Source organism: Ruegeria sp. YTSC230 (genome assembly GCF_059609665.1).
The window spans coordinates 192,539-213,689 of sequence record NZ_JBXWMC010000007.1; the positions used below are offsets into that span (position 1 = coordinate 192,539).

Annotated in this window: 23 protein-coding genes; 12 read left to right on the top strand and 11 right to left on the bottom strand. The window is 58.8% G+C overall.

Annotated features, from left to right (window positions below):
- Positions 1-42 precede the first annotated feature (42 nt).
- The gene (locus tag AC2FD9_RS15480; RefSeq protein ID WP_496837691.1) at positions 43-774 is read left to right on the top strand and encodes a zinc-ribbon domain-containing protein; all 732 of its coding nucleotides are present in this window, start codon (positions 43-45) and stop codon (positions 772-774) included.
- 6 nt (positions 775-780) lie between these two features.
- Here AC2FD9_RS15480 and AC2FD9_RS15485 read toward each other — a convergent pair whose 3' ends face one another.
- The 5 genes from AC2FD9_RS15485 to argH form a co-directional block, all read right to left on the bottom strand.
- On the bottom strand, positions 781-3,327 hold the full coding sequence (locus AC2FD9_RS15485; protein WP_496837693.1) for a TIGR02302 family protein: 2,547 nt from the start codon (positions 3,325-3,327) through the stop codon (positions 781-783).
- Between the two features lie 36 nt (positions 3,328-3,363).
- A complete protein-coding gene (gene lysA, locus AC2FD9_RS15490; RefSeq protein WP_496837695.1) occupies positions 3,364-4,629 on the bottom strand; it encodes a diaminopimelate decarboxylase in 1,266 nt (421 codons plus the stop codon).
- A 53-nt stretch (positions 4,630-4,682) separates the two neighbouring features.
- Positions 4,683-4,832, bottom strand: a complete 150-nt coding sequence (locus AC2FD9_RS15495) for a hypothetical protein (protein WP_186437433.1) — start codon at positions 4,830-4,832, stop codon at positions 4,683-4,685.
- 82 nt (positions 4,833-4,914) lie between these two features.
- Positions 4,915-5,097 (bottom strand): argininosuccinate lyase, encoded by a 183-nt coding sequence (locus tag AC2FD9_RS15500; protein WP_496837278.1) that lies wholly within the window; start codon positions 5,095-5,097, stop codon positions 4,915-4,917.
- Complete coding sequence (gene argH, locus AC2FD9_RS15505) at positions 5,097-6,485, bottom strand: argininosuccinate lyase (RefSeq protein WP_496837697.1); 1,389 nt, start codon at positions 6,483-6,485, stop codon at positions 5,097-5,099. The genes AC2FD9_RS15500 and argH overlap by 1 nt, the downstream gene beginning before the upstream one ends.
- Positions 6,486-6,506: 21 nt before the next feature.
- Between argH and AC2FD9_RS15510 the strand changes: the two genes are divergently transcribed.
- From AC2FD9_RS15510 to yddG, 10 genes are all read left to right on the top strand, one after another.
- Positions 6,507-7,073 carry a TlpA disulfide reductase family protein gene (locus AC2FD9_RS15510; RefSeq protein WP_058273552.1) on the top strand — a complete coding sequence of 189 codons (567 nt, stop codon included), beginning with the start codon at positions 6,507-6,509 and terminating at the stop codon, positions 7,071-7,073.
- 92 nt (positions 7,074-7,165) lie between these two features.
- Complete coding sequence (locus AC2FD9_RS15515; RefSeq protein WP_058278908.1) at positions 7,166-7,495, top strand: hypothetical protein; 330 nt, start codon at positions 7,166-7,168, stop codon at positions 7,493-7,495.
- Positions 7,496-7,555: 60 nt separating this feature from the next.
- Entirely contained in the window at positions 7,556-7,942 is a 387-nt protein-coding gene (locus tag AC2FD9_RS15520; protein WP_058273554.1) for a hypothetical protein, read from the top strand.
- Entirely contained in the window at positions 7,939-8,910 is a 972-nt protein-coding gene (locus tag AC2FD9_RS15525; protein WP_496837700.1) for a sterol desaturase family protein, read from the top strand. Before AC2FD9_RS15520 ends, AC2FD9_RS15525 begins: the two co-directional genes overlap by 4 nt.
- 90 nt (positions 8,911-9,000) lie before the next feature.
- Positions 9,001-9,189, top strand: a complete 189-nt coding sequence (locus AC2FD9_RS15530; protein WP_282120095.1) for a hypothetical protein — start codon at positions 9,001-9,003, stop codon at positions 9,187-9,189.
- 103 nt (positions 9,190-9,292) lie between these two features.
- Positions 9,293-10,126, top strand: coding sequence for an EAL domain-containing protein (locus tag AC2FD9_RS15535; protein ID WP_496837702.1), 834 nt, complete (start codon positions 9,293-9,295; stop codon positions 10,124-10,126).
- Between the two features lie 183 nt (positions 10,127-10,309).
- A complete protein-coding gene (locus AC2FD9_RS15540; RefSeq protein WP_496837704.1) occupies positions 10,310-11,485 on the top strand; it encodes an acetyl-CoA C-acetyltransferase in 1,176 nt (391 codons plus the stop codon).
- A gap of 187 nt (positions 11,486-11,672) precedes the next feature.
- Positions 11,673-12,395 (top strand): acetoacetyl-CoA reductase, encoded by a 723-nt coding sequence (phbB, locus tag AC2FD9_RS15545; RefSeq protein WP_496837706.1) that lies wholly within the window; start codon positions 11,673-11,675, stop codon positions 12,393-12,395.
- 303 nt (positions 12,396-12,698) lie between these two features.
- The gene (locus AC2FD9_RS15550; RefSeq protein WP_496837708.1) at positions 12,699-13,646 is read left to right on the top strand and encodes a transcriptional regulator GcvA; all 948 of its coding nucleotides are present in this window, start codon (positions 12,699-12,701) and stop codon (positions 13,644-13,646) included.
- Positions 13,643-14,509, top strand: a complete 867-nt coding sequence (gene yddG, locus AC2FD9_RS15555; protein ID WP_496837710.1) for an aromatic amino acid exporter YddG — start codon at positions 13,643-13,645, stop codon at positions 14,507-14,509. The genes AC2FD9_RS15550 and yddG overlap by 4 nt, the downstream gene beginning before the upstream one ends.
- On the opposite strand, the gene AC2FD9_RS15560 is transcribed toward yddG, so the two are convergent.
- The 3 genes from AC2FD9_RS15560 to AC2FD9_RS15570 all read right to left on the bottom strand — a co-directional run bounded on the left by AC2FD9_RS15560 (position 14,506) and on the right by AC2FD9_RS15570 (position 15,777).
- Positions 14,506-14,670, bottom strand: a complete 165-nt coding sequence (locus tag AC2FD9_RS15560; RefSeq protein WP_082649277.1) for a YdcH family protein — start codon at positions 14,668-14,670, stop codon at positions 14,506-14,508. The two genes, yddG and AC2FD9_RS15560, sit on opposite strands and share 4 nt — an antisense overlap.
- 121 nt (positions 14,671-14,791) lie before the next feature.
- Positions 14,792-15,565 carry a tRNA1(Val) (adenine(37)-N6)-methyltransferase gene (locus AC2FD9_RS15565; RefSeq protein ID WP_282169823.1) on the bottom strand — a complete coding sequence of 258 codons (774 nt, stop codon included), beginning with the start codon at positions 15,563-15,565 and terminating at the stop codon, positions 14,792-14,794.
- The gene (locus AC2FD9_RS15570; protein WP_037316655.1) at positions 15,562-15,777 is read right to left on the bottom strand and encodes a putative signal transducing protein; all 216 of its coding nucleotides are present in this window, start codon (positions 15,775-15,777) and stop codon (positions 15,562-15,564) included. Before AC2FD9_RS15570 ends, AC2FD9_RS15565 begins: the two co-directional genes overlap by 4 nt.
- Positions 15,778-15,833: 56 nt before the next feature.
- Here AC2FD9_RS15570 and AC2FD9_RS15575 point away from each other — a divergent pair, with 56 nt between their 5' ends.
- Positions 15,834-16,832: a polyprenyl synthetase family protein gene (locus tag AC2FD9_RS15575; RefSeq protein WP_108860731.1), complete on the top strand. Its 999-nt coding sequence runs from the start codon at positions 15,834-15,836 to the stop codon at positions 16,830-16,832.
- Here the strand turns inward: AC2FD9_RS15575 and AC2FD9_RS15580 are convergent.
- The 3 genes from AC2FD9_RS15580 to AC2FD9_RS15590 all read right to left on the bottom strand — a co-directional run bounded on the left by AC2FD9_RS15580 (position 16,825) and on the right by AC2FD9_RS15590 (position 21,099).
- A complete protein-coding gene (locus AC2FD9_RS15580; RefSeq protein ID WP_496837714.1) occupies positions 16,825-17,646 on the bottom strand; it encodes a 4-(cytidine 5'-diphospho)-2-C-methyl-D-erythritol kinase in 822 nt (273 codons plus the stop codon). The genes AC2FD9_RS15575 and AC2FD9_RS15580 overlap by 8 nt on opposite strands.
- Positions 17,636-19,348, bottom strand: a complete 1,713-nt coding sequence (locus tag AC2FD9_RS15585; protein ID WP_496837715.1) for a tetratricopeptide repeat protein — start codon at positions 19,346-19,348, stop codon at positions 17,636-17,638. The genes AC2FD9_RS15580 and AC2FD9_RS15585 overlap by 11 nt, the downstream gene beginning before the upstream one ends.
- 104 nt (positions 19,349-19,452) lie before the next feature.
- Positions 19,453-21,099 carry an electron transfer flavoprotein-ubiquinone oxidoreductase gene (locus AC2FD9_RS15590; protein WP_282152499.1) on the bottom strand — a complete coding sequence of 549 codons (1,647 nt, stop codon included), beginning with the start codon at positions 21,097-21,099 and terminating at the stop codon, positions 19,453-19,455.
- Between the last annotated feature and the right edge of the window lie 52 nt (positions 21,100-21,151).

A 21,151-nucleotide genomic window follows, 5' to 3' on the forward strand; every position in this document is an offset into this window, starting at 1 on the left:
GAAAAAACTATTATCAGGTCGGGCCCCCGACCGGGAGGCAGCATGCGTCTTACTTGTCCGAATTGTGGTGCTCAGTACGAAGTGCCAGACGAGGTCATTCCCGAGGAAGGCCGCGATGTGCAGTGTTCCAACTGCGAAAAGACTTGGTTTCAGGCCAAATACCCCGAAACTGTATCTGAACCGGTAAAGCCGGAACCGCCCGCGAACGAACCCACGGCAAAGGCGGAAACGCCAGAGATTGTCGCGAAACCTGTCGAAGAGCCCAAATCAGAGCCCGAACCTGCCGCAGCTTCCTCGACCGGGAATGTCGACCCGGCGGTTGCCAACATCCTCAAGGAAGAAGCAGCCCGCGAAGCAGACCTGCGCGCCCATGAAGGCGGCAGCCTTGAGACGCAGACCGATTTGGCACTCGACGCGCCGCCCGAAGTGGAAAAAGCCGCCAAGGACCTGATCGCTACAGAAACAGCAAAGGATTTCGGTCAGAAAGACGCGCTGCCGGATGTCGAGGCAATCAATTCCAGCCTGCGCAGCGACGACCCCCTGCCAAAGCTGGATGAGGACATTCCCCCGCCCGCCAAGTCTGGCGGGTTCCGGCGCGGGTTCCTGCTGATTCTGATTGTCGGCGTGATCCTGTTGCTGATCTACAGCAATTCTCAGAAGATTTCCGAAGCGGTGCCGCAGGCTGATCCGGTTCTCAACAGCTATGTCTCTCTGGTGGATCAGGCGCGTTTGTGGCTTGAGGCACAGACCGGGTCTGGCACCTCTCAGAACTGACTTAGATCAGAACCTTTCTAACAGGCGTTTGAGGTATTCCAATTCGATCTGGGGGCGATCCGATTCCCCAGTCCGGCGGCGGATTTCGTCCAGCAATTCGCGGGCGCGGCGATAGACATCTTCACCCTGCAGCAGGTTTTCATCGGTCGAGATTGTGCCATTGGCCCCTGGGCTACGTCCCAATGGGTCACGGTTGTCGGCTTGCATATCGCCTTCCTGCGATCCTTGGCCCGGCTGGTTCTGTTGGTTTTGTGCCAGCGCTTCGCCCAGGGATCGCATGCCCTCGCGCAGTGCCTCCATCGCTTCGGACTGTTGGTCAATTGCTTCGGCCAGATCATCGCCGCGCAGGGCTTCTTCGGCACCCTCCATCGCGCGCCCGGCACGGTCCAGCGCATCGCGCGCGGCGTCACCTTCGGGCGTTCCGGTTCCGGGCAATCCTTGCTGCTGGCGGTTCAGCTCGTCGCGTAAGGCCTGTTGGCGATCTGCAAGTGACCCCTGGCCTTGCTGGCTGCCGCTGCCCTGTTCGTCAGTCCCCTGACCCTGACCGCCTTGTCCTTCGTGGCTCTGGCCCCGGCCCTGCCCACCCGAGCGGCCTTCGTTGCCCTGGCTTTCGCCGGCTTGCGCGCCGGGGTTGAACTGTTCCTGCAGGTCACGGAAGGCTTGATCGCTCAGACCCTGCTGTTCGCGCAGAGTTTCGGCCAATCCTTCCATCGCCTGCTGGCCTTCGGACTGTTGTCCCTGACCCTGGCCCTGGGTAACGCGCATATTCTCCATCATCTGCTGGAACTCTTCCAGCGCTTGCTGCGCCTCGGCCATGCGGCCCTGTTCCATCAGCTCTTGAATTCGGTCCATCATGCGTTGCAGGTCGTCCTGCGTCATTTGCATGGACTCGCCGTCCTGACCTTGCTGGTTCTCGTCGAACTCGCCGTTTTCCTGCGCCAGACGTTGCAATTGGCGCATGTAGTCCTGCGTTGCCTCGCGCAGTTCCTGCATCAACTCGGCGATCTCTTCATCCGTGGCACCGTTTTTCATCGCCTCTGTCAGGCGCTCCTGCGCGCGGCGCATGCGTTCCAGCGCGTCGGCAAGGGTGCCGTCTTCTATCAGAACGCCTAGCTCCCAAAGCGCCTCGGCGATTTCTGCCTGCTGTTCCGGTTTCAGGCCGTACTCGTTGAACATCTCCAACCGACGCAGGATCACGCGCAGGCGCAGATAGGCAGTGTCTGACCGGAAAAGTTCTTCGGGCAGGTGCGATACCGCCCGCAGCATCTGCGAAACCCGGGTCGCGTTTTCGCGCGTCCATAGTAGATCGCGGCGCTGTTCGATTACGGCAGCCGCCAGCGGATCAAAGAACCGACGGGCGGGCAGCGCAGTCGCATAAGGCTCGGATTGCCCCTCTTGATCCGCCGCGTCTCGGGCCATCAAAGTGATTTTTATCGGCAAATGCGCCCATGGATGCTGTGAAAAATCCTCGATAAGATCTTCGGTGAAATCCGCCCGGTCGCCGGTGATCGGCATGGGCAGTTCAACCGTTATGACCTCGCGCGGCTCAGGCGCAGCCGTCAGACCATACTGCCGGTCGACTGAGGCCAGATCCAATTCGATCACAGCCGAGCCGGATACCACGCCATAATCATCGCTGGCAGCAAATGGCAGTTTCATCTGACCGCCGGCCTCGGACTCGGCGGAACCGGCCACGGCCACCTGTGGGCGGGTATCCGCAATAACGTTCAGCGCCCAGTCGCGGCCCGATGGGCCGTCGATTTTGAACTGGCCCGAGCGTTCGACGACAAAATCCTGCTCCGGCTCGGTGGCCGCCTCAGTGCCCAAAGGCGTGGTGGTTTCCGTCAAACTGTGCGCGCCGATTTCCCCGTAGAAGCGAAGAGTGATACGACTGCCCTGCGGAACGGACAACGTCGGATCGGATTGATCAGCCAGATACAGTGTCGGTAGCCCGGTGTAACGGGGCGGCTCAACCCAGCCTTCCCAGCTTGGACCTTGCCCTGCCACGGCGGCGCCCGGCGTCATCTCGGCCACCGAGCCGATGCGCCAGAACGACCCGAACATCGCCGCGATCACCAGCGCCAGCAACGCCGAATAACGCAGCGCATAAGGGTCGCGATCCGCCAGCCGCAAATCGGGTTTGACAGGTTCGGCCTGCGCAACACGTCGCGCCATCCTATTCTGGTGCGCACGCCACAACGCGACAGAATCCGCGTCCATCGCGCCGATGGCCTGATCATCTATCAAAGCTTGGATAGGCCGCCCCGGCATAGCCGCATCCAGCCGCATCAGCGCTTCGGCACGTGAAGGGAAATGGAATCGCCTTGCACCAACAAACAGCGTAGCGGCCAGCCCCAACAGTGCGACAGCGCCCACGCCCCAGACGATTTCAACGCGGACCTCGTCCTGCAAGCCCAGCATCAAAGCCGCCAGAATCGCCATCAAAACCGAGAAAAACGGCCAAAACGCGCGCAAAAACTGCTCGGCCAGCATCCCTGCGTGCGTCAGCCACAGGGACAGTCTTGGGATCGGCAGGTTGTGTTTTACGCGCAAAGCGGGCCTCCTGATCGGGCCCACGCGCCTATCGCGTCAAAGCCACTCAGGTATGGTATCGCGGTTTATGATTTCGTCAAAGCTTGGCCGTTCACGAATAACTGCAAATTGATCCCCATGCACCAGAACCTCGGGGATCAGAGGGCGGGTATTGTATTCGCTGGACATCACTGCGCCGTAGGCCCCGGCGCTGCGGAAGGCGACCAGATCGCCAGGCGCAAGGGGCGGCATGTTGCGTTCCTTTGCAAAAGTATCACCGCTTTCGCAAACAGGGCCAACTATGTCATAGGGTTGTTGTTCAACGCCCGGAGCGGGTTCCTGCACGGCAACGATATCGTGATGTGCCTCGTACATAGCCGGACGGATTAGGTCGTTCATCGCGCCATCCAGAATCAGGAAGTCACGACCCTCGCCAGATTTCACGTAAATTACCTTGCTGACCATCAGACCGGCGTTTCCGGCAATCAGGCGGCCAGGTTCGATCTCGATCTCGCAGCCCAGATGGCCCAGCGTTTTCTTGATCAACGCGCCATACTCCACCGGCAACGGTGGTGCGTCATTGGCGCGGGTGTATGGAATGCCCAATCCCCCGCCCAGATCAAGGCGTCGGATATTGTGTCCCTCGGACCGCAACTTTTCGGTAAGTTCGGCGACTTTGGTGTAGGCTATCTCGAACGGCTCTAACTCGGTCAGTTGCGAGCCGATATGGACGTCGATACCGATCACCTCCAGCCCCGGAAGGCTGGCTGCGTGGGCATAAACCTCAGATGCGCGTGCGATCGGGATCCCAAACTTGTTCTCAGACTTGCCAGTCGCGATCTTGGCATGGGTCTTGGCGTCTACGTCCGGATTCACCCGAACGGTGATCGGCGCGACCACACCCAGTTCCAACGCGATGGCGTTGATCACTTCCATCTCAGGTTCGGATTCCACGTTGAACTGGCGGATACCGCCGCTCAACGCAGCGCGAATCTCATCCGCGGTCTTGCCAACGCCCGAGAACACGATCTTGTCGCCCGGCACGCCAGCCGCCTTGGCACGCAGGTATTCCCCGCCCGAGACCACGTCCATCCCCGCACCGGCCTGTGCCAGCGTCTTCAGGATCGCCTGATTGCTGGCCGCCTTCATCGCATAACAGACCAGATGATCCATGCCGTCCAGCGCATCATCGAAAAGCTGGAAATGCCGCAATAACGTCGCGGTGGAGTAAACATAGAATGGTGTTCCGACCGCAGCTGCGATTTCGGAAATCGGGACATCCTCGGCGTATAGCGCGCCGTCGCGGTAGAGAAAGTGATCCATGACTGCGCGCTTAGACCAAAATGGCTACGCGGATCAATGGATTCCGCGCAAGATCAGTTCGATGTGGAAACACCGACCCGGCCATAGCCCGAGATTTTGATGCCGTTCCCGGTTGATGTCTCTGCGGGCTCGGGGCGGGGTTTATATGTGGGGTCGCAAGCTGCCAGTACGACAAGCGAGAGGATCAGGCCGATGATTTTCATTGTCTTGACTTCTTTTTTGAATTTGGCACTCGGCCAATATGCCGTTCAAATAGGCATGGTTATGCGAGATTGCCATCGACGATTACAGCCCCAGGAAAACGCCCAGCCCACCGCGTCGCAGGCCGACCCCGACACCGCCATACGTGCCGCTGCTGCCGACACCGATATTTGCGCTCATCGTGGGTTGGATGGGTTCGCCATCCGCTCCGCAGCCTGCCAGGGCAACCCCGGCCGCGAATAGTAGGACCACACGTAGTATCTGCATCACACCAGCGCCTTCCACCGCTTGACCTGGGCACGCACCTGATCCGGTGCAGTGCCACCATAGGATTGGCGCGAGTTTACCGAGTTTTCGACCGTAAGAACAGAAAAGACATCATCCGTGATGTCCGCATGAACCGATTGCATGTCCTCAAGCGACAGGTCCGGCAGATCACAGCCCTTACTTTCGGCCATCGCCACCAGCGATCCGGTCACATGGTGCGCATCGCGGAATGGGAGGCCCAGCACCCGAACCAGCCAGTCGGCCAGATCGGTGGCGGTTGAAAACCCGGACCCAGCTGCGGCGGCCAGGCTGTCGCGGTTGGCGGTCATGTCCTTGACCATGCCCTCCATCGCCGCCAGCGCCAGCATCCAGTTGTCGGCAGCATCAAAGACCTGTTCCTTGTCTTCCTGCATGTCCTTGGAATAAGCCAGCGGCAGGCCTTTCATCACCATCATCAGTGCCGTGTTGGCGCCATAGATGCGGCCCACCTTGGCCCGGATCAGTTCCGCTGCATCAGGGTTCTTTTTCTGCGGCATGATCGACGAGCCGGTCGAGAACCGGTCAGACAGGGTGACAAACCGAAACTGGGCCGAGGACCAGATCACCAGTTCCTCGGCAAAGCGCGACAGATGGACGGCGCAGATCGAGGCGGTCGACAGGAACTCCAGCGCAAAATCGCGGTCGCTGACGGCGTCCAGCGAATTGGCGGCGGGGCGGTCAAAACCCAAGGCTTCCGCCGTCATGTGCCGGTCGATGGGGAAGGAAGTGCCGGCCAGCGCGGCGGCCCCCAGAGGGGATTCGTTCATCCGCGCGCGGGCATCGCGGACGCGGGACAGGTCGCGGCCAAACATCTCGACATAGGCCATCATGTGATGACCCCATGTCACCGGCTGCGCCACCTGCAGATGGGTAAAGCCAGGCATGACCCAATCAGCGCCAGCCTCAGCCTGCGCCAAAAGCGCGCGGATCAGAGCCAACAGGCCGGATTCAGCCGCATCAAACTGATCGCGGACCCAAAGTTTGAAATCGGTCGCCACCTGATCATTGCGCGACCGGCCTGTATGCAAACGACCAGCGGGTTCGCCAATCACCTCTTTCAGGCGCGCCTCGACATTCATGTGGATGTCTTCCAGCGCGGTCGAGAACTGAAATTCTCCGTTCTGGATTTCTGACAAAACGGTGAGCAGCCCTTCCCGAATAGCCTGCGCATCACTATCAGTAATAACACCTGTGGCAGCCAGCATGGCGGCATGGGCACGCGAGCCTGCAATGTCCTGGGCTGCCATCCGCTGATCGAACCCGATCGAGGCGTTGATCGCCTCCATGATCGCGTCTGGACCGGCGGCAAAGCGGCCGCCCCACATCTGGTTCGAAGATTGATCGGTCATGTAAGAAAACCCGGAGTTGATATGCGCCTATTTCGTCTGATCCCCCTTTATATGGCCCTTGCGTTGGGTGCAAACGCGGCTTTGGCCACGGATGCCGAAACTCTGGCACCGCTGCGGGAGGACTCCTTAAAACGGCTGATCCTGCACAAAGAGCCAAAGCCAGTCGAAGCAGTTGAATTTCAGCTTGAGGATGACGGCGGCACCGCGACGCTTGCGGATTACAAGGGCAAGTATGTTCTGTTGAACTTCTGGGCCACCTGGTGTGCGCCGTGTCGCAAGGAAATGCCCCAGATCGCAGAACTGCAAGAAGAATTCGGCGGCGACAAGTTCGAGGTCGTAACACTGGCCACCGGGCGCAACTCGCCAGCCGGGATCAAGAAGTTTTTCGAGGAAAACGGCATCGACAACCTGCCACGTCATCAGGATCCCCAATCGGCAGTTGCACGCAAAATGGGCGTGATCGCCCTGCCAATTACCGTCATTCTGGACCCCGACGGCAACGAGATTGCTCGATTGATTGGCGATGCCGAGTGGAATTCGGACAGCGCCAAGGCCATCGTTTCAACCCTTGTCGAGGGCAACAGCTGAAGCATCAGGCCTTCCTGAACGTTTTGTGCTATGCTGAAACCGGCCCAGATGGGCCGGTTTTCGTTTGCAACCTGAAGGAAGGGGAGACGACGATGAAACCGGTAGTTCTGTTGATTGGAAAATTGCCCAACGTGATCGGTGATGTTGCGCGTCAATTGGATCACCTTCCGATCCAATGGCTTGGCGCGCATGATCAGGAAGAAGTCAAACGGCAACTGGACGAAGAGCCGCGCATCGCCTGCGCGATCATGGGTGCCGGTCTTGATGACAGGATACGCGGCGAGATGGTGGGCATCATCGCGGCGCGCAGGCCCGATATCTGTATTCACCTAAAGGATCGCGCCTCGGGGCCGGACGGGTTGGTGCCGTTTGTCCAGCGAGTTGTCCAGTATGAGGTTCTGGACAGTTTGGAACATAGCTGACGCGACGCCACCTTTGACAGCCTGCCTGCCGCTTTGCACTCTGCCGCGCAGGAGGACGGAATGCCGCTTGAAATTCTATTGGTTCTGGTGGTCGGAGGCATCGCCGGGATAACCCTGTTGCTGCACCTGTCAGGTAGATCCCGATTGCGCGTGCTATCGCCCGAATTGGCGTGGTCAGAATGGCTGCGCCATGCGCCGGATGATGCGATCATCGATGTCACCGTTGCACATGACGGGCACGCGGCCCTGATCCGAACCGAAACAGGAAATGGTCTGCTGTGGTCTTTTGGCGCAGACACCGTCGCCCGGCACCTGCTGGACTTTGATCTGCTGGATCACCCGCAAGGGTTCGAGGTTCAATTCCACGACTTTGGAACGCCCAAAGCCATAATCCACCTTGATGAACGCGAACGCCGCCACTGGCAGCACCTGATGGAGCCCGCATGACCGACCACGTGACTTTCCCGGACGCCGTGCAGTGGGCCGTCCCCTTTTTCATAGCTGCCATTCTGGCCGAGTTTCTGTGGATCGCCGTCAAAGGACGCGGTGGCCGCTATGAGACGCGGGACGCTGTCACATCGCTGATCATGGGGGCAGGCAACATCGCATCCGGCTTTCTGTTGGGATTCATCGCCTATGCATTCTTCATGTGGCTGTGGCAGATCACGCCGCTGAACCTGGGCACCTCTATCCCTATTATCCTTCTGTGTTTTGTGCTGGATGATTTCCGCTATTACTGGGTGCACCGCTTTGGTCACCGCATTCGCTGGGTCTGGGCCAGCCACGTGAACCACCACAGCTCGCAACACTACAACCTGACCACCGCCCTGCGTCAGACATGGACCTATACGTTTACCTTCATGATGGTGGTTCGCGCGCCTTTGATCCTATTGGGTTTCCATCCGGCGATGGTGCTGTTCGTCGGTGGTCTGAACCTGATCTACCAATTCTGGATTCATACCGAAGCCATCGGCAAGATGCCCCGCTGGTTCGAGGCGGTGATGAACACGCCCAGCCACCACCGCGCCCATCATGGTCGCAATGCACGCTACCTGGACTGCAACTACGCCGGCGTTTTCATCATCTGGGACAAGCTGTTCGGAACATTTGTCCCCGAACAGGAAGATGACCGCGTCGACTATGGGCTGGTGCACAATATCGGCACCTTCAACCCGCTGCGCGTGGCCTTTCACGAATGGGTTGGAATCTGGCGCGACGCGACACAACCGGGCCTGACAATACGTCAGCGACTGGCTTATTGCTTTGCACCGCCGGGCTACAGCCATGATGGCAGCCGGGACAATTCCGAACAGATCAAGGCCAAGCATCTGGACCGCCACCCGGAAGATCGTGGAACGCCCGGATTCGAACAATTCGACACCAAACAGCCTAATACGCAAGCAAAACAGGCCTGATACCGCCGACCCAATCGACCCGTTTCTTGAAATCCGGCCCTCGCGTCCCATATCAAATCGATGTGTGCAGTGCGAGTAACCGGAGGCAACATGACCAGACTGACAACCCTTTCCACCGTTATGGGTCTTACCGGAGTGGTGCTCGCTATGTTGACAGCGCTGGCTGGCGGTGCGACCGGGATTGTCGCGTTGGGTTTTGGTATGATGCTTTTGGGGTTCATGGGTGCGGTGGTCGGCGGCTTTGCAGCGCTGGGACGCATCTGGGAAACGACTCGTTGACCCAAACCTGACTTCAATCAATTGCGTTTGTCTTAACCGCAGATTCACACCTTTCCTCTGAAATCGTCACCGGACCGGCGGCGTTAAGGGAAACGGGTTGCACATGCGGAAGAAGGTACTGGCAGATTTGCCCGAAGGTGGGGACAGCCCCTTGAACGCGGCTGTCAAATCCCGCGATGCCTCGACGATTGAAATGGCGACCGAGGCGGTGAAGCACAAACAGTGCAAACTGGCCTTTCAACCTGTGATGCAAGCGAACAGGCAGCATGACGTCGCTTTCTATGAAGGGTTCATCAGAGTGCTGGATGAAACCGGTCGGGTCATCCCCGCGCGCGAGTTCATGCCACAACTGGAAAACACTCCAATCGGGCGCGAACTGGACTGTGTCGCGCTTGAAATGGGATTGCGGACGCTGACCAAAAACCCCGACATTCGCCTGTCCATCAACATGTCTGCCCGTTCGATCGGTTACGCGCGATGGTCACGTGTGCTGGAGCGGTTTCTGAAGAAAGACCCCAATATTGGCGAAAGGCTGATTTTGGAAATCTCAGAAAGCTCGGCTATGACGGTGCCTGAGCTGGTGATCGATTTCATGGACCGGCTGCAGCCGCGCGGCATCGCCTTTGCGCTTGACGACTTTGGGGCCAGCAATTTCAGCTTTCGCAATTTTCGCGAGTTTTTCTTTGATGCTGCCAAGATCGACGGCCAGTTCATCCACGGAATCGGCGAAAATCGGGACAATCAGGCTTTGGTACGGGCTCTGATCGCCGTGGCGCGAGAATTCGAGATTCTGGTGACCGCCGAATCAGTCGAAACACAGAAGGATGCCGAATTCCTAATTGCCAACGGCGTCGACTGCCTGCAGGGGTTCCTGTTTGGCGCCCCTACCGTTTCCGCCCCGTGGAGGGCGGAAAAGCGCAAACATACAGCCAGTTAGAGTGATTTATCCGGTCCACGCCCGACCTGAGGCAAGCTGACCGTTGCTGCAACTGCAGCGTTGCGCTATGCCATGTGGAGTTGGAGCGGGGAACATGAGGCGCTCTTACTGCCACAGAGTTGTCTCTGTGCGATCCGCGCCGTCGAATATCCCGCAGGACCTTGACGGTAAAGGATTGTCTAAATGACCAACGTAGTAATCGCATCCGCCGCGCGCACCGGAGTGGGTAGCTTTGGCGGCTCGTTTGCAAACACACCCGCGCATGATCTCGGGGCCGCCGTACTGGAGGCCGTAGTCGAACGCGCAGGCGTGGAAAAGGGCGAAGTCAGCGAAACCATTCTGGGACAGGTGCTGACGGCAGCTCAGGGTCAGAACCCCGCCCGTCAGGCACATATCAACGCCGGTCTGCCGCAGGAAAGTGCGGCATGGGGTATCAATCAGGTTTGCGGCTCGGGTCTGCGGGCCGTTGCTTTGGGCGCACAGCACATCCAACTGGGCGACGCCGATATCGTTGCTGCCGGTGGTCAGGAAAACATGACTCTTTCGCCCCATGCGGCCGCTCTGCGTGCCGGTCAAAAGATGGGCGACATGAAATACATCGACACGATGATCCGCGATGGCCTGTGGGATGCGTTCAATGGCTATCACATGGGCCAGACCGCTGAAAACGTCGCCGAGAAATGGCAGATCAGCCGCGATATGCAGGACGAATTCGCTGTCGCCTCGCAGAACAAAGCTGAAGCCGCGCAAAAGGCCGGTAAATTCGCCGACGAAATCACACCGTTCACCATCAAGACCCGCAAGGGCGATATTGTGATGGACGCCGACGAATACATCCGTCACGGCGCGACCATGGAAGCGATGGCAAAGCTGCGTCCGGCCTTCGCAAAGGACGGTTCGGTCACGGCCGCAAACGCTTCTGGCCTGAACGACGGCGCGGCGGCGACGCTGCTGATGTCGGCCGAGAATGCTGAAAAGCGCGGAATCGAGCCCCTGGCCCGTATCGCATCCTATGCAACTGCCGGTCTGGACCCGTCGATCATGGGTGTGGGCCCGATCTACGCCTCGCGCAAAGCGCTGGAAAAAGCGGGCTGGTCCGTTGACGATCTGGATTTGGTCGAGGCGAACGAAGCCTTTGCCGCACAGGCTTGCGCCGTGAACAAGGACATGGGCTGGGATCCATCGATCGTGAACGTGAACGGCGGCGCCATTGCCATCGGTCACCCGATCGGCGCTTCGGGCTGCCGCGTTCTGAACACGCTGCTCTTCGAAATGAAGCGTCGCGACGCGAAAAAGGGTCTGGCGACCCTGTGTATCGGCGGCGGCATGGGCGTCGCCCTGTGCGTGGAGCGCGACTAAGTGCGTTGATAACCAAATAAAAAAGGGCGTCCATTGGGCGCCCTTTTTTGTTACATTGGGTCCTTAACCCAAAGATGCGACGATATTGCCAAGCGGAAAATCAAATTTCATGACGAAACAATATTGCGCACGATCACCTCTCAAAGTAACAGCATTACCAAGACGACTTAAATTGGAGGATTCCTAAATGGCACGTACAGCACTCGTTACCGGCGGCTCCCGCGGCATCGGCGCAGCAATTTCCAAGGCGCTCAAGGCCGAAGGGTACAATGTTGCAGCCACCTATGCGGGGAACGACGAAGCCGCCGCGAAGTTCACCGAAGAGACCGGCATCGCCACCTACAAGTGGAACGTCGCTGATTACGACGAATCCAAAGCCGGAATTGAAAAAGTCGAATCTGAAGTCGGCCCCATCGACATCGTGGTCGCCAACGCGGGCATCACCCGCGATGCACCGTTCCACAAGATGACCCCGGAACAGTGGCACCAGGTCATCGACACCAACCTGACCGGCGTGTTCAACACCGTGCACCCCGTCTGGAACGGCATGCGCGAGCGTAAGTTTGGCCGCGTCATTGTCATCAGCTCGATCAACGGCCAGAAGGGCCAGTTCGCTCAGGTGAACTATGCCGCGACCAAGGCAGGCGATCTGGGCATCGTCAAATCGCTGGCCCAGGAAGGCGCGCGCGCTGGTATCACCGCCAACGCGATCTGCCCCGGCTACATCGCAACCGAGATGGTGATGGCTGTTCCCGAAAAAGTCCGCGAATCCATTATCGGCCAGATCCCAGCAGGTCGCCTGGGTGAGCCCGAAGAAATCGCGCGCTGCGTGGCGTTCCTGGCATCCGACGATTCTCAGTTCATCAATGGCTCGACCATCTCGGCCAACGGTGCGCAATTCTTCGTCTGATCTGAAGCGTAGAAAAGACAACGGGCCGGTCCATTTCGGACCGGCCCTTTTTTATCCCGTAAGAACGCGCGCGCGGCGCTCAGCGGGAACCGAATAGCCACATAATGGCGTGTTTGATCATCTTGCCGCGTTCGGCATGCGCCCGCTGAAAGGCTCGGGCAGCTGCGGGGTTGGTCGTCATTTCGATCATGGCAGTCTTCCTTTCAGTTCAGCTGTGTTTGACTTGAACCCAATATGCGCCTTATCAATCAAGACGGCAAACGAGCTTTCTTTGGGTTTCAGTTAAGATATTCTTGTGTATTGATGAGCAACTATCTTCCCCCACTCACCGCCCTGCGTGCCTTTGACGCCGCAGCACGCCACATGTCCTTTGCCAAAGCCGCAGAGGAGTTGCGCGTGACCCCGGCAGCCCTGTCTTTCCAGATCAAATCACTGGAGGAACATCTGGGCCGGCCCTTGTTTCACCGCTTGAACCGCGCTGTTGAGCTGACCGAGGCCGGACGCGCCCTTGCCCCCGGCGCGGCCGATGGATTCGCCGCATTGCAGACGGCGTGGCAAGCTGCGCGCCGACAGGGCAACGATACCTCGCTGACCGTGACAGCAGGCCCGGCGCTGACAGCCAAGTGGCTGGCACCGCGCCTGTATGAATTTGCAAGGGCGCATCCCGAGATTGATCTCAAGTTCTCGGCAACATTGCGGATTATGGACCTTGAACGTGATGACGTGGATGTCGCCATTCGGTTTGGTTACGGTGGCGATGAAGGGCTGTATTCCCTACAAGTTCGCAAGGAATGGCTGACCCCGGTAATGACACCAGATCTGGCCGAGCAATTCCCCACCCCCGACAGCCTGCGGGACGCACCATTGATCTTTGACGATTCGATTGCGTTCCTGCAACCGCCCAGCGATTGGCCAACCTGGTTCCGCGCGGTCGGAGTGGATTATGCCCCAACACATGGAGCGCATTTTTCGAACGCAGACCACGCAATTGATGCTGCGGTTGCGGGCGTGGGCGTGGTACTGGGTCGTCGGGCTATGATCTTGAAGGACCTTACCGAGGGGCGTCTTGTTGCTCCGTTCAAAACGGCTATCGAAACACAAGGCCGGTTTCGGTTTCTGTGCTTGCCAGGTGCAGAAAACAGGCCCCAAATCGCCGCTTTCCGCGACTGGTTCATGGCTGAGATCGAAAAGACCGCGCATATCTCGGACGATTTCAACATCATCCCGGTCGAAGAGATTCAAAGCCCATGACCAAATCGCGCGCTACAGCCATCGGGTTTGCCGCCGTCTTGCTGTGGTCGCTGCTGGCCTTGTTCACCGTCGGGTCATCCCCCACGCCGCCACTGTTGCTGAATGCAATCTGCTTTTCGATTGGTGGAACACTTGGCCTGATCTGGACTTGGCGCAGCGGAGGGTTGCAGCAATTGCGGGACGTGCCGTGGACCACCTATCTGTTCGGCACAGTCGGGTTGTTCGGCTATCACGCGCTATATTTCTCAGCCCTGCGCATGGCCCCGGCGGCCGAGGCTGGTCTGATCGCATATCTCTGGCCATTGCTCATCGTGTTGTTTTCCGGACTATTGCCGGGCGAACACCTGCGCATCGGTCATTTATTCGGCGCGTGCCTTGGGTTTGCAGGGGCTGCCGTGATCATCGCCGGGGGTGGCAGCACCGGGTTTCAGACCGACCACATGCCCGGCTACGCGTTGGCCTTGTTATGCGCGCTGACATGGTCTGGATACTCGGTCCTGTCGCGTCGGCTGGGCGATACACCAACCAGCTCAGTCGCCGTTTTCTGCATTGCGACCGCCATAGCATCCGGTTTGCTGCACCTTGCTGTCGAAGACACCGTCTGGCCTGACAGCGCCTTTAGCTGGACGTCCGTGATCGCACTGGGCCTGGGACCGGTGGGGTTGGCGTTCTATGTTTGGGATATTGGGGTCAAGCAAGGCGACATACAACTCTTGGGGACGGCGTCGTACGCGGCACCCTTGTTGTCTACGCTAGCTTTGGTTGTGGCCGGGATCGCCGCCCCGTCCTGGGGTCTGGCGATCGCGGCCCTATTGATTACTGGCGGCGCGGCCATTGCCGCGCGGGCGAGTATGAAAACCTAGGCTGACAGGCGTTCGATCTCTTCTTTTAGCCTTAGTTTTTGTTTTTTGAGTTGAGCGATATGGAGATCATCGATACCTGGCGCGCGTTGGGCTTGTTCAACTTCAAGACCGAGAGTTTCGTGCTTTTTCTTCAGTTCGGTCAGATGTGCGCTCACGCTCATGGCGATACTCCTTCGTTGGTGTCTCAGGTTCACGTAAGAAGTTGACCACATCGTTTCCAGCCTGTCACGCCGCAGACGCACAGAATCTGTAATAAATCCGACAAATTCGGCTGGTTAATGCCTATTGATCAGAAAACCCAGGCAGCGAGGCCCCTTTGCGCAACACGTCTGAGACCCGTGGCGTATAGCTTTCCCCATCACGTTCGTGCCGATCCCCGTCGTGTAATACGACTGGCGCACGCAGCTGAAAATCGGCGCGCCCACCCTTTCTGGCCCGTAAAATTACCAATTCTGCCTTGCGACCGGCTCTGGCGGCCAGTGGCAGAATTTCAACCGATCCCAACCGCCCTTCGCATGCGATCAATATGTCGGGAAGACGGTTGGCTTTCTGGATCATATGCAAGTACCCGCGAGGCGCGAGGCGCTTGGCCGCGCAGTCAATCCATGTCTCCAAAGGCGTTTGCTCGCCCAACGCAATACTACGCCCCGTGTCATCGGCCGGGCTATGCGCGCCAGCACGGTAATAAGGCGGGTTTGCGAGTACATGATCGAATTGCCGCTGTTTGAGCGTAGCTGGCAATGCACTGATATCGGCCTCGACTACCTCCAGCGGCGCGTCATTTTCCGCGGCGTTTCGGCTTGCCAATTCTGCATAGCTTGCCTGTAACTCGACCCCAACGGCCTGCAGACCCGGCACGCGGGCCAGCAGGCACAGAATCGCGGCACCCGCGCCACAGCCCAGTTCCAACACGGTGTGACCACGTGTCGCCGGGACGACCGCTGCCAGCAAGACCGGGTCAACCCCCGCGCGATATCCTGCGCGCGGCTGCAACAAACGCACACGCCCGCCCAGAAAATCATTTTGGGTCAATTCACTATCGGAAAACAGGTTCATCTGCCCAGCGGGATTTCGTTGTCACGCATTACCCGTTCTGCGCGGGTCAGGTCATCGGCCCGCACCATCAGGCGGCGCGGAAAGATTCCTATGCCTCCTTCGAGGATGCTCATATTTACGTCCATCTGAAAGCAGTCTATATCCTCGCCCTCAAGAAGGGCGGAAGCAAAGGCCAGAATCGTCGGATCGGTGCTGCGCAAAAGTTCTTTCATGGGGATGGATGTAAGGGCAAGGCAAGGCGGAAGTCGAGCCTTGTATCAGGAGAGTGATGAACATCGACACGATCTCGAAACCGCATGAGCGCCTGGCCGAGATTCTGGACGGCGAAATGGACGCCGTAAACCAGTTGATCCGCACGCGCATGGCCTCGGAACACGCTCCGCGCATCCCGGAAGTGACTGCGCATCTGGTTGAAGCAGGCGGCAAGCGTCTGCGCCCAATGCTGACGCTGGCGGCGGCCCGGATGTTTGACTATCCGGGTGATCATCACGTGCGCCTGGCCGCGACGGTTGAATTCATCCACACTGCGACCCTGTTGCACGACGATGTCGTTGATGAAAGCGCACAGCGGCGTGGCCGCCCCACGGCGAACTTGTTGTGGGACAATAAATCCAGCGTTCTTGTCGGCGACTACCTGTTTTCTCGCAGTTTCCAACTGATGGTTGAGACCGGTTCGCTGCGGGTGCTGGACATTCTGGCCAATGCCTCGGCCACCATTGCCGAGGGCGAAGTGTTGCAGATGACCGCTGCCACCGATCTGGGCACTACCGAGGCAATCTATTTGCAGGTCGTGCGCGGCAAGACCGCCGCGCTGTTTTCCGCCGCAACCGAAGTGGGCGGCGTGATTGCTGGCGCGGCTGAGGATCAGGTTAAAGCGCTATACGAATACGGCGATGCGCTGGGAATTGCGTTCCAAATTGCCGATGACCTGTTGGATTATCAGGGTGACAGCAAGGCGACCGGAAAGAATGTCGGCGACGACTTCCGCGAGCGCAAACTGACCTTGCCCGTCATCAAGGCTATCGCACAGGCCACCCCGGAAGAGCACGCCTTTTGGGAGCGTACAATTGGTCGAGGCCGTCAGGAAGACGGCGATCTGGACCATGCGCTGAGCCTGATGAACAAATACGGCACGCTGGACGCAACACGGTCGGACGCGTTTGGCTGGGCCACCAAAGCCAAGACCGCGCTGGACGCGCTGCCGGATCACGAGATCCGGTCGTTGCTGCGCGATCTGGCCGACTACGTGGTTTCGCGCCTCAATTAAGCTGCGTGGCGCGGCACCACCAATCGGGGTGCGCCGCGCCAATCTCGTAAGCTGCGAAATGGGCGGCTTTCATGGTTGGGTAGAGCGCAAAACAGGTCGAACCCGAACCTGACATCCGAGCCAGCAGAACATCTTTCGTATCCGACAGATCATCCAGCACCCGGGCAACCTCGGGTGCGATGCCCTTTGTCGGTGGCTCCAAGTCATTGCGTTGTTCCTGCACCCAATCCGCGCATGCCTTGGGCGTTTCAAAGACCGGGATTTCATCAGGCATTGGCGGGTTGTCGCGGCTCTGCAAGGCAGAGAATACGGCGCCGGTTGGGACTTCGACATCAGGATTGACCAAAAGCGCTGGCAATTGCGGCAGTGAGAGTGGCTGCAAACGTTCGCCGATGCCGCGCATCCGGGTGGCTCTTGCCATCATGCATACCGGCACATCCGCACCAAGGGTCAGGGCAGTTTCGCTAGGGATAGCCACACCCTGATCTACGATCATGCGCAGTGTCGCCGCGGCGTCGGATGATCCGCCGCCAATGCCACCACCGTGGGGCAGCGCTTTGTTCAGGTTGATATGCCCGGTCCATCCAGCGGCGGCGGCAGCTTTCCAGACTAGATTTCGGTCGTCCGCCGGAACGCCCTTGGCGTGTTCACCGGCCACTGACATCGACAGCTCTGACCCCAGCGTGAATTCCAGCTTATCCCCGACATCTGCAAACACGACGAGAGAGTCCAGCAGATGATATCCATCATCGCGTCGGCCGGTCACATGCAGGGTCAGGTTGATCTTGGCGGGCGCAAAACCCTCAATTGCCATTGGCGACTTTCAGGGGATCGGCGCCTTCTTCGGCCAAGACCGCGTCCAGGCCCACCTCAATCTTGCGACGAATGCGCTCGGGGTCGGCTTCACCATCCGTGTCGTCGGGGTCAACAAAGGACAGAGCACGCTTCCACTGAAATTCAGCTTCACGCGCGCGGCCCACGGCCCAATATACATCGCCAAGGTGGTCATTTACTACGGGATCAACCGGCATCAGCTCGACCGCGCGCTCCATATGCGCGACGGCTTCGTCATAGCGGCCCAGTCGGAACAAAACCCACCCAAGACTGTCGACAATATAGCCGCTGTCAGGGCGCGCCGCGACAGCGCGTTCGATCATGTTCAGTGCTTCGTCCAGCTTTTCCTGCCGTTCGACCAGCGAATAGCCCAAATAGTTCAAAACCTGTGGCTGATCGGGGTTCAGTTCCAGCGCGCGACGGAAATCGGCCTCAGCCGCTTCCCAGTGCTTGAGACGTTCATGCGAGATACCGCGGGCGTAATACAAAAACCAGTTGCCGCTGACACCCTGCTCGGTCAGTTCGATAGCAGTGTCATAGGTCCCAACGGCATCGACATAGTTTTCTTGCCGTCTTTGCAAATCAGCCAGGGCCACATGCACACTGGGCAGGCTGGGGCTTTGCGCCGCGAGGTTCTGCAAAACTTCGGCCGCAGCGTCCGTTTTTCCCGAACGGCTCAGAACCTCGGCCCGGCCCAACTCGGCCGCGTGATAATCGCTGCTGGTGGACGGCACCATACGATAGGCTTCGACGGCCAGGTCATATTGTTCCAGCGCGTCCAGCAATTCGGCACTTAGAAGGATTGCGTCCACGTGGTCCGGGCGCAGGAACGCGGCAATCCGGGCATAGAGAAGCACATAATCCTGTGACGCCTCACTGCTGAGCGCGGCGCCGACAGAAAAGAACACTTCAGCCATACCGTCCTGCGCCGACTGTATGTGTGTAAACGGCAACGTTTCACCCGCCTTCAAACGCGCCACGTAACCTTCAATGGATGGGTCACTGCCCGCCGCAAATACGTCTTTCAGATATTGCTGGGCGTCTTCGTTGCGGTCCAGCTGCGACAATACTTCGGTCCGGGCCAAGGCCGCACGGCGCGAAAACCGCGACACCGCTCCGTTGTTTGCCGCAAAAATCTCTTCGGCCCCTTCGAAGTCACCAATCGACGCCAGCGCCAACGCCTTGTGGTAAAGCGCGAATTCCAGAAGCCCCTCTTGGGTGCCGACTTCGTCGAACTTTTCCATCGCTTTGGTCATGGCACCTTGCGCCACATAGACCCAACCCAGAACCAAACCATCTACTAGTGGCCCAACGCCTTGAGTTTCAGGATCACGTGCAAGCAGTTCATCCAGCTTTCCGTCGTCGATCAGGTTGGCCATGATGACCATCTTTGCCGCCTGGCTTGGCAGTTCGAGCGCCTCAATTGACTGCGCAACCGGCAGCGCGCGCTCAATCTCACCCAATGCAAGACGCGCTACGACGACGTTTTCCAGAAGTTTGCCATTTTCAGGGTCGGCGCGCAGGGCCTGCGCATAATATTTCTCGGCAGAAATATAATCGCTTTGATAAATTGCCTGACGCCCGGCCAGATACGACCCAGAGCCAGAGTCCGACAGCGCCGGGAATGCAAATGACGAGGTTAACAGCGCGGCAAATGCCGCGCGACGAACGAGGGAAGCCACCAAAATCCTGCCTTGCTATCGTTGACTGGACAACAAGCTAGGGCTTTGACCGGAAAGAGGCAATGGCAGAGCCTTCACGACCCCGCCATTGCCCATGTTTTCGCTTACATGTTGGGATAGTTCGGTCCATCCCCGCCCTGCGGCGTGGTCCATGTGATGTTCTGGCTGGGGTCCTTGATGTCGCAGGTTTTGCAGTGGACGCAGTTCTGGAAGTTGATGACGAATCGCGCGCCATCTTCATCCTCGACCATCTCGTACACGCCCGCCGGGCAATAGCGCTGCGCCGGTTCATCGTATTTGGGCATGTTTACTTTGACCGGGATTTCCGGATCGGCCAGCTTCAGGTGACAAGGCTGGCTTTCCTCATGGTTGGTCATCGCAAAGGACACGTTGGTCAAACGATCAAAGGACAGCTTGCCATCGGGCTTTGGATAATCGATGGGCTTGTGCTTGCTGGCCTCTTCAGTCGATTCAGCATCGTTCTTGCCGTGACCCAGCGTGCCCAGCAGCGAAAAGCCCAGCGTGTTGGTCCACATGTCCATACCGCCCAGCATCAGGCTGGCGGTCAGACCGTATTTTGACCACAGCGGCTTAACGTTGCGCACCTTCTTCAGGTCTGCGCCGATTGCACCTTCGCGCACGTCGGTTTCATAGGCGGTCAGCTCATCACCCGAACGCTCGGCCTTGATCGCGTCAAATGCCGCTTCAGCCGCCGCTTTGCCCGACAACATCGCGTTGTGGTTGCCCTTAATGCGCGGCACGTTGACCATGCCTGCGGAACAGCCCAACAGAGCCACCCCCGGCGCGACAAGTTTGGGCATCGACTGATAGCCACCCTCGGTAATTGCACGGGCGCCGTAAGCGACGCGCTTGCCGCCTTTCAGCAGCTCGGCCACCATCGGGTGATGCTTGAAGCGCTGGAACTCCATGTACGGATACAGATGCGGGTTCTTGTAGTTCAGGTGAACCACGAAACCGACATAGACCTGATTGTTTTCAAGGTGATAGATGAACGACCCGCCGCCCGCGTTGCTACCCAGCGGCCAACCCATGGTGTGCGTGACCGAGCCTTCCTTGTGCTTGGCCGGGTCGATCTCCCAGATCTCTTTCATGCCGACGCCGTATTTCTGCACCTCTTTGCCAGCAGAGAGGTCATACTTGGCGATCACTTCCTTGGACAGCGAACCGCGCACACCTTCCGACAGGAAGACGTATTTGCCATGCAGTTCCATACCTGGCTCGGTCTGCGGCCCGTATGATCCATCAGGCTCTAGGCCGAAGACACCGGCGACGACGCCTTTGACTTCGCCATTGTCGCCATAAACCAGTTCCGAACACGCCATGCCGGGGAAGATTTCCACGCCCAGCTCTTCCGCCTGTTCAGCCATCCAGCGGCAGACATTGCCCATCGAAACAATGTAGTTGCCGTGGTTGTTCATCAGCGGCGGCATTGGGAAGTTGGGAATGCGAATCTTGCCCGCCTCGCCCAGCATGTAGAAGTTGTCTTCGTGCACCGGCACGTTCAGCGGCGCGCCTTTTTCTTTCCAGTCCGGGATCAGTGCGTCCAGCCCGCAAGGGTCCAGAACCGCGCCCGACAGGATATGCGCGCCCACTTCCGAGCCCTTTTCCAGAACCACGACGTTCAGGTCGGCATCCAGCTGTTTCAGACGGATGGCCGCCGACAGGCCCGCGGGGCCTGCGCCCACGATCACCACGTCGTATTCCATCGCTTCGCGTTCAATCTCGGCCATCGCGGGCTCCCTAGCTAACTTTCCGAATTGGCGCTTTCACTGCATGCTCTGC

Excerpts from the sequence above, each read along its gene's own strand:
- argH (WP_496837697.1), bottom strand. The coding sequence starts at position 6,485 with ATGACCGATCAATCTTCGAACCAGATGTGGGGCGGCCGCTTTGCCGCC.
- phbB (WP_496837706.1), top strand. The coding sequence starts at position 11,673 with ATGGCACGTACAGCACTCGTTACCGGCGGCTCCCGCGGCATCGGCGCA.
- AC2FD9_RS15590 (WP_282152499.1), bottom strand. The coding sequence starts at position 21,099 with ATGGCCGAGATTGAACGCGAAGCGATGGAATACGACGTGGTGATCGTG.
- AC2FD9_RS15560 (WP_082649277.1), bottom strand. The coding sequence starts at position 14,670 with ATGAGCGTGAGCGCACATCTGACCGAACTGAAGAAAAAGCACGAAACT.
- AC2FD9_RS15520 (WP_058273554.1), top strand. The coding sequence starts at position 7,556 with ATGCCGCTTGAAATTCTATTGGTTCTGGTGGTCGGAGGCATCGCCGGG.
- AC2FD9_RS15575 (WP_108860731.1), top strand. The coding sequence starts at position 15,834 with ATGAACATCGACACGATCTCGAAACCGCATGAGCGCCTGGCCGAGATT.
- AC2FD9_RS15525 (WP_496837700.1), top strand. The coding sequence starts at position 7,939 with ATGACCGACCACGTGACTTTCCCGGACGCCGTGCAGTGGGCCGTCCCC.
- AC2FD9_RS15495 (WP_186437433.1), bottom strand. The coding sequence starts at position 4,832 with ATGAAAATCATCGGCCTGATCCTCTCGCTTGTCGTACTGGCAGCTTGC.
- AC2FD9_RS15550 (WP_496837708.1), top strand. The coding sequence starts at position 12,699 with ATGAGCAACTATCTTCCCCCACTCACCGCCCTGCGTGCCTTTGACGCC.
- yddG (WP_496837710.1), top strand. The coding sequence starts at position 13,643 with ATGACCAAATCGCGCGCTACAGCCATCGGGTTTGCCGCCGTCTTGCTG.
- lysA (WP_496837695.1), bottom strand. The coding sequence starts at position 4,629 with ATGGATCACTTTCTCTACCGCGACGGCGCGCTATACGCCGAGGATGTC.
- AC2FD9_RS15510 (WP_058273552.1), top strand. The coding sequence starts at position 6,507 with ATGCGCCTATTTCGTCTGATCCCCCTTTATATGGCCCTTGCGTTGGGT.
- AC2FD9_RS15480 (WP_496837691.1), top strand. The coding sequence starts at position 43 with ATGCGTCTTACTTGTCCGAATTGTGGTGCTCAGTACGAAGTGCCAGAC.
- AC2FD9_RS15515 (WP_058278908.1), top strand. The coding sequence starts at position 7,166 with ATGAAACCGGTAGTTCTGTTGATTGGAAAATTGCCCAACGTGATCGGT.
- AC2FD9_RS15570 (WP_037316655.1), bottom strand. The coding sequence starts at position 15,777 with ATGAAAGAACTTTTGCGCAGCACCGATCCGACGATTCTGGCCTTTGCT.
- AC2FD9_RS15500 (WP_496837278.1), bottom strand. The coding sequence starts at position 5,097 with ATGCAGATACTACGTGTGGTCCTACTATTCGCGGCCGGGGTTGCCCTG.
- AC2FD9_RS15535 (WP_496837702.1), top strand. The coding sequence starts at position 9,293 with ATGCGGAAGAAGGTACTGGCAGATTTGCCCGAAGGTGGGGACAGCCCC.
- AC2FD9_RS15530 (WP_282120095.1), top strand. The coding sequence starts at position 9,001 with ATGACCAGACTGACAACCCTTTCCACCGTTATGGGTCTTACCGGAGTG.
- AC2FD9_RS15580 (WP_496837714.1), bottom strand. The coding sequence starts at position 17,646 with ATGGCAATTGAGGGTTTTGCGCCCGCCAAGATCAACCTGACCCTGCAT.
- AC2FD9_RS15540 (WP_496837704.1), top strand. The coding sequence starts at position 10,310 with ATGACCAACGTAGTAATCGCATCCGCCGCGCGCACCGGAGTGGGTAGC.
- AC2FD9_RS15565 (WP_282169823.1), bottom strand. The coding sequence starts at position 15,565 with ATGAACCTGTTTTCCGATAGTGAATTGACCCAAAATGATTTTCTGGGC.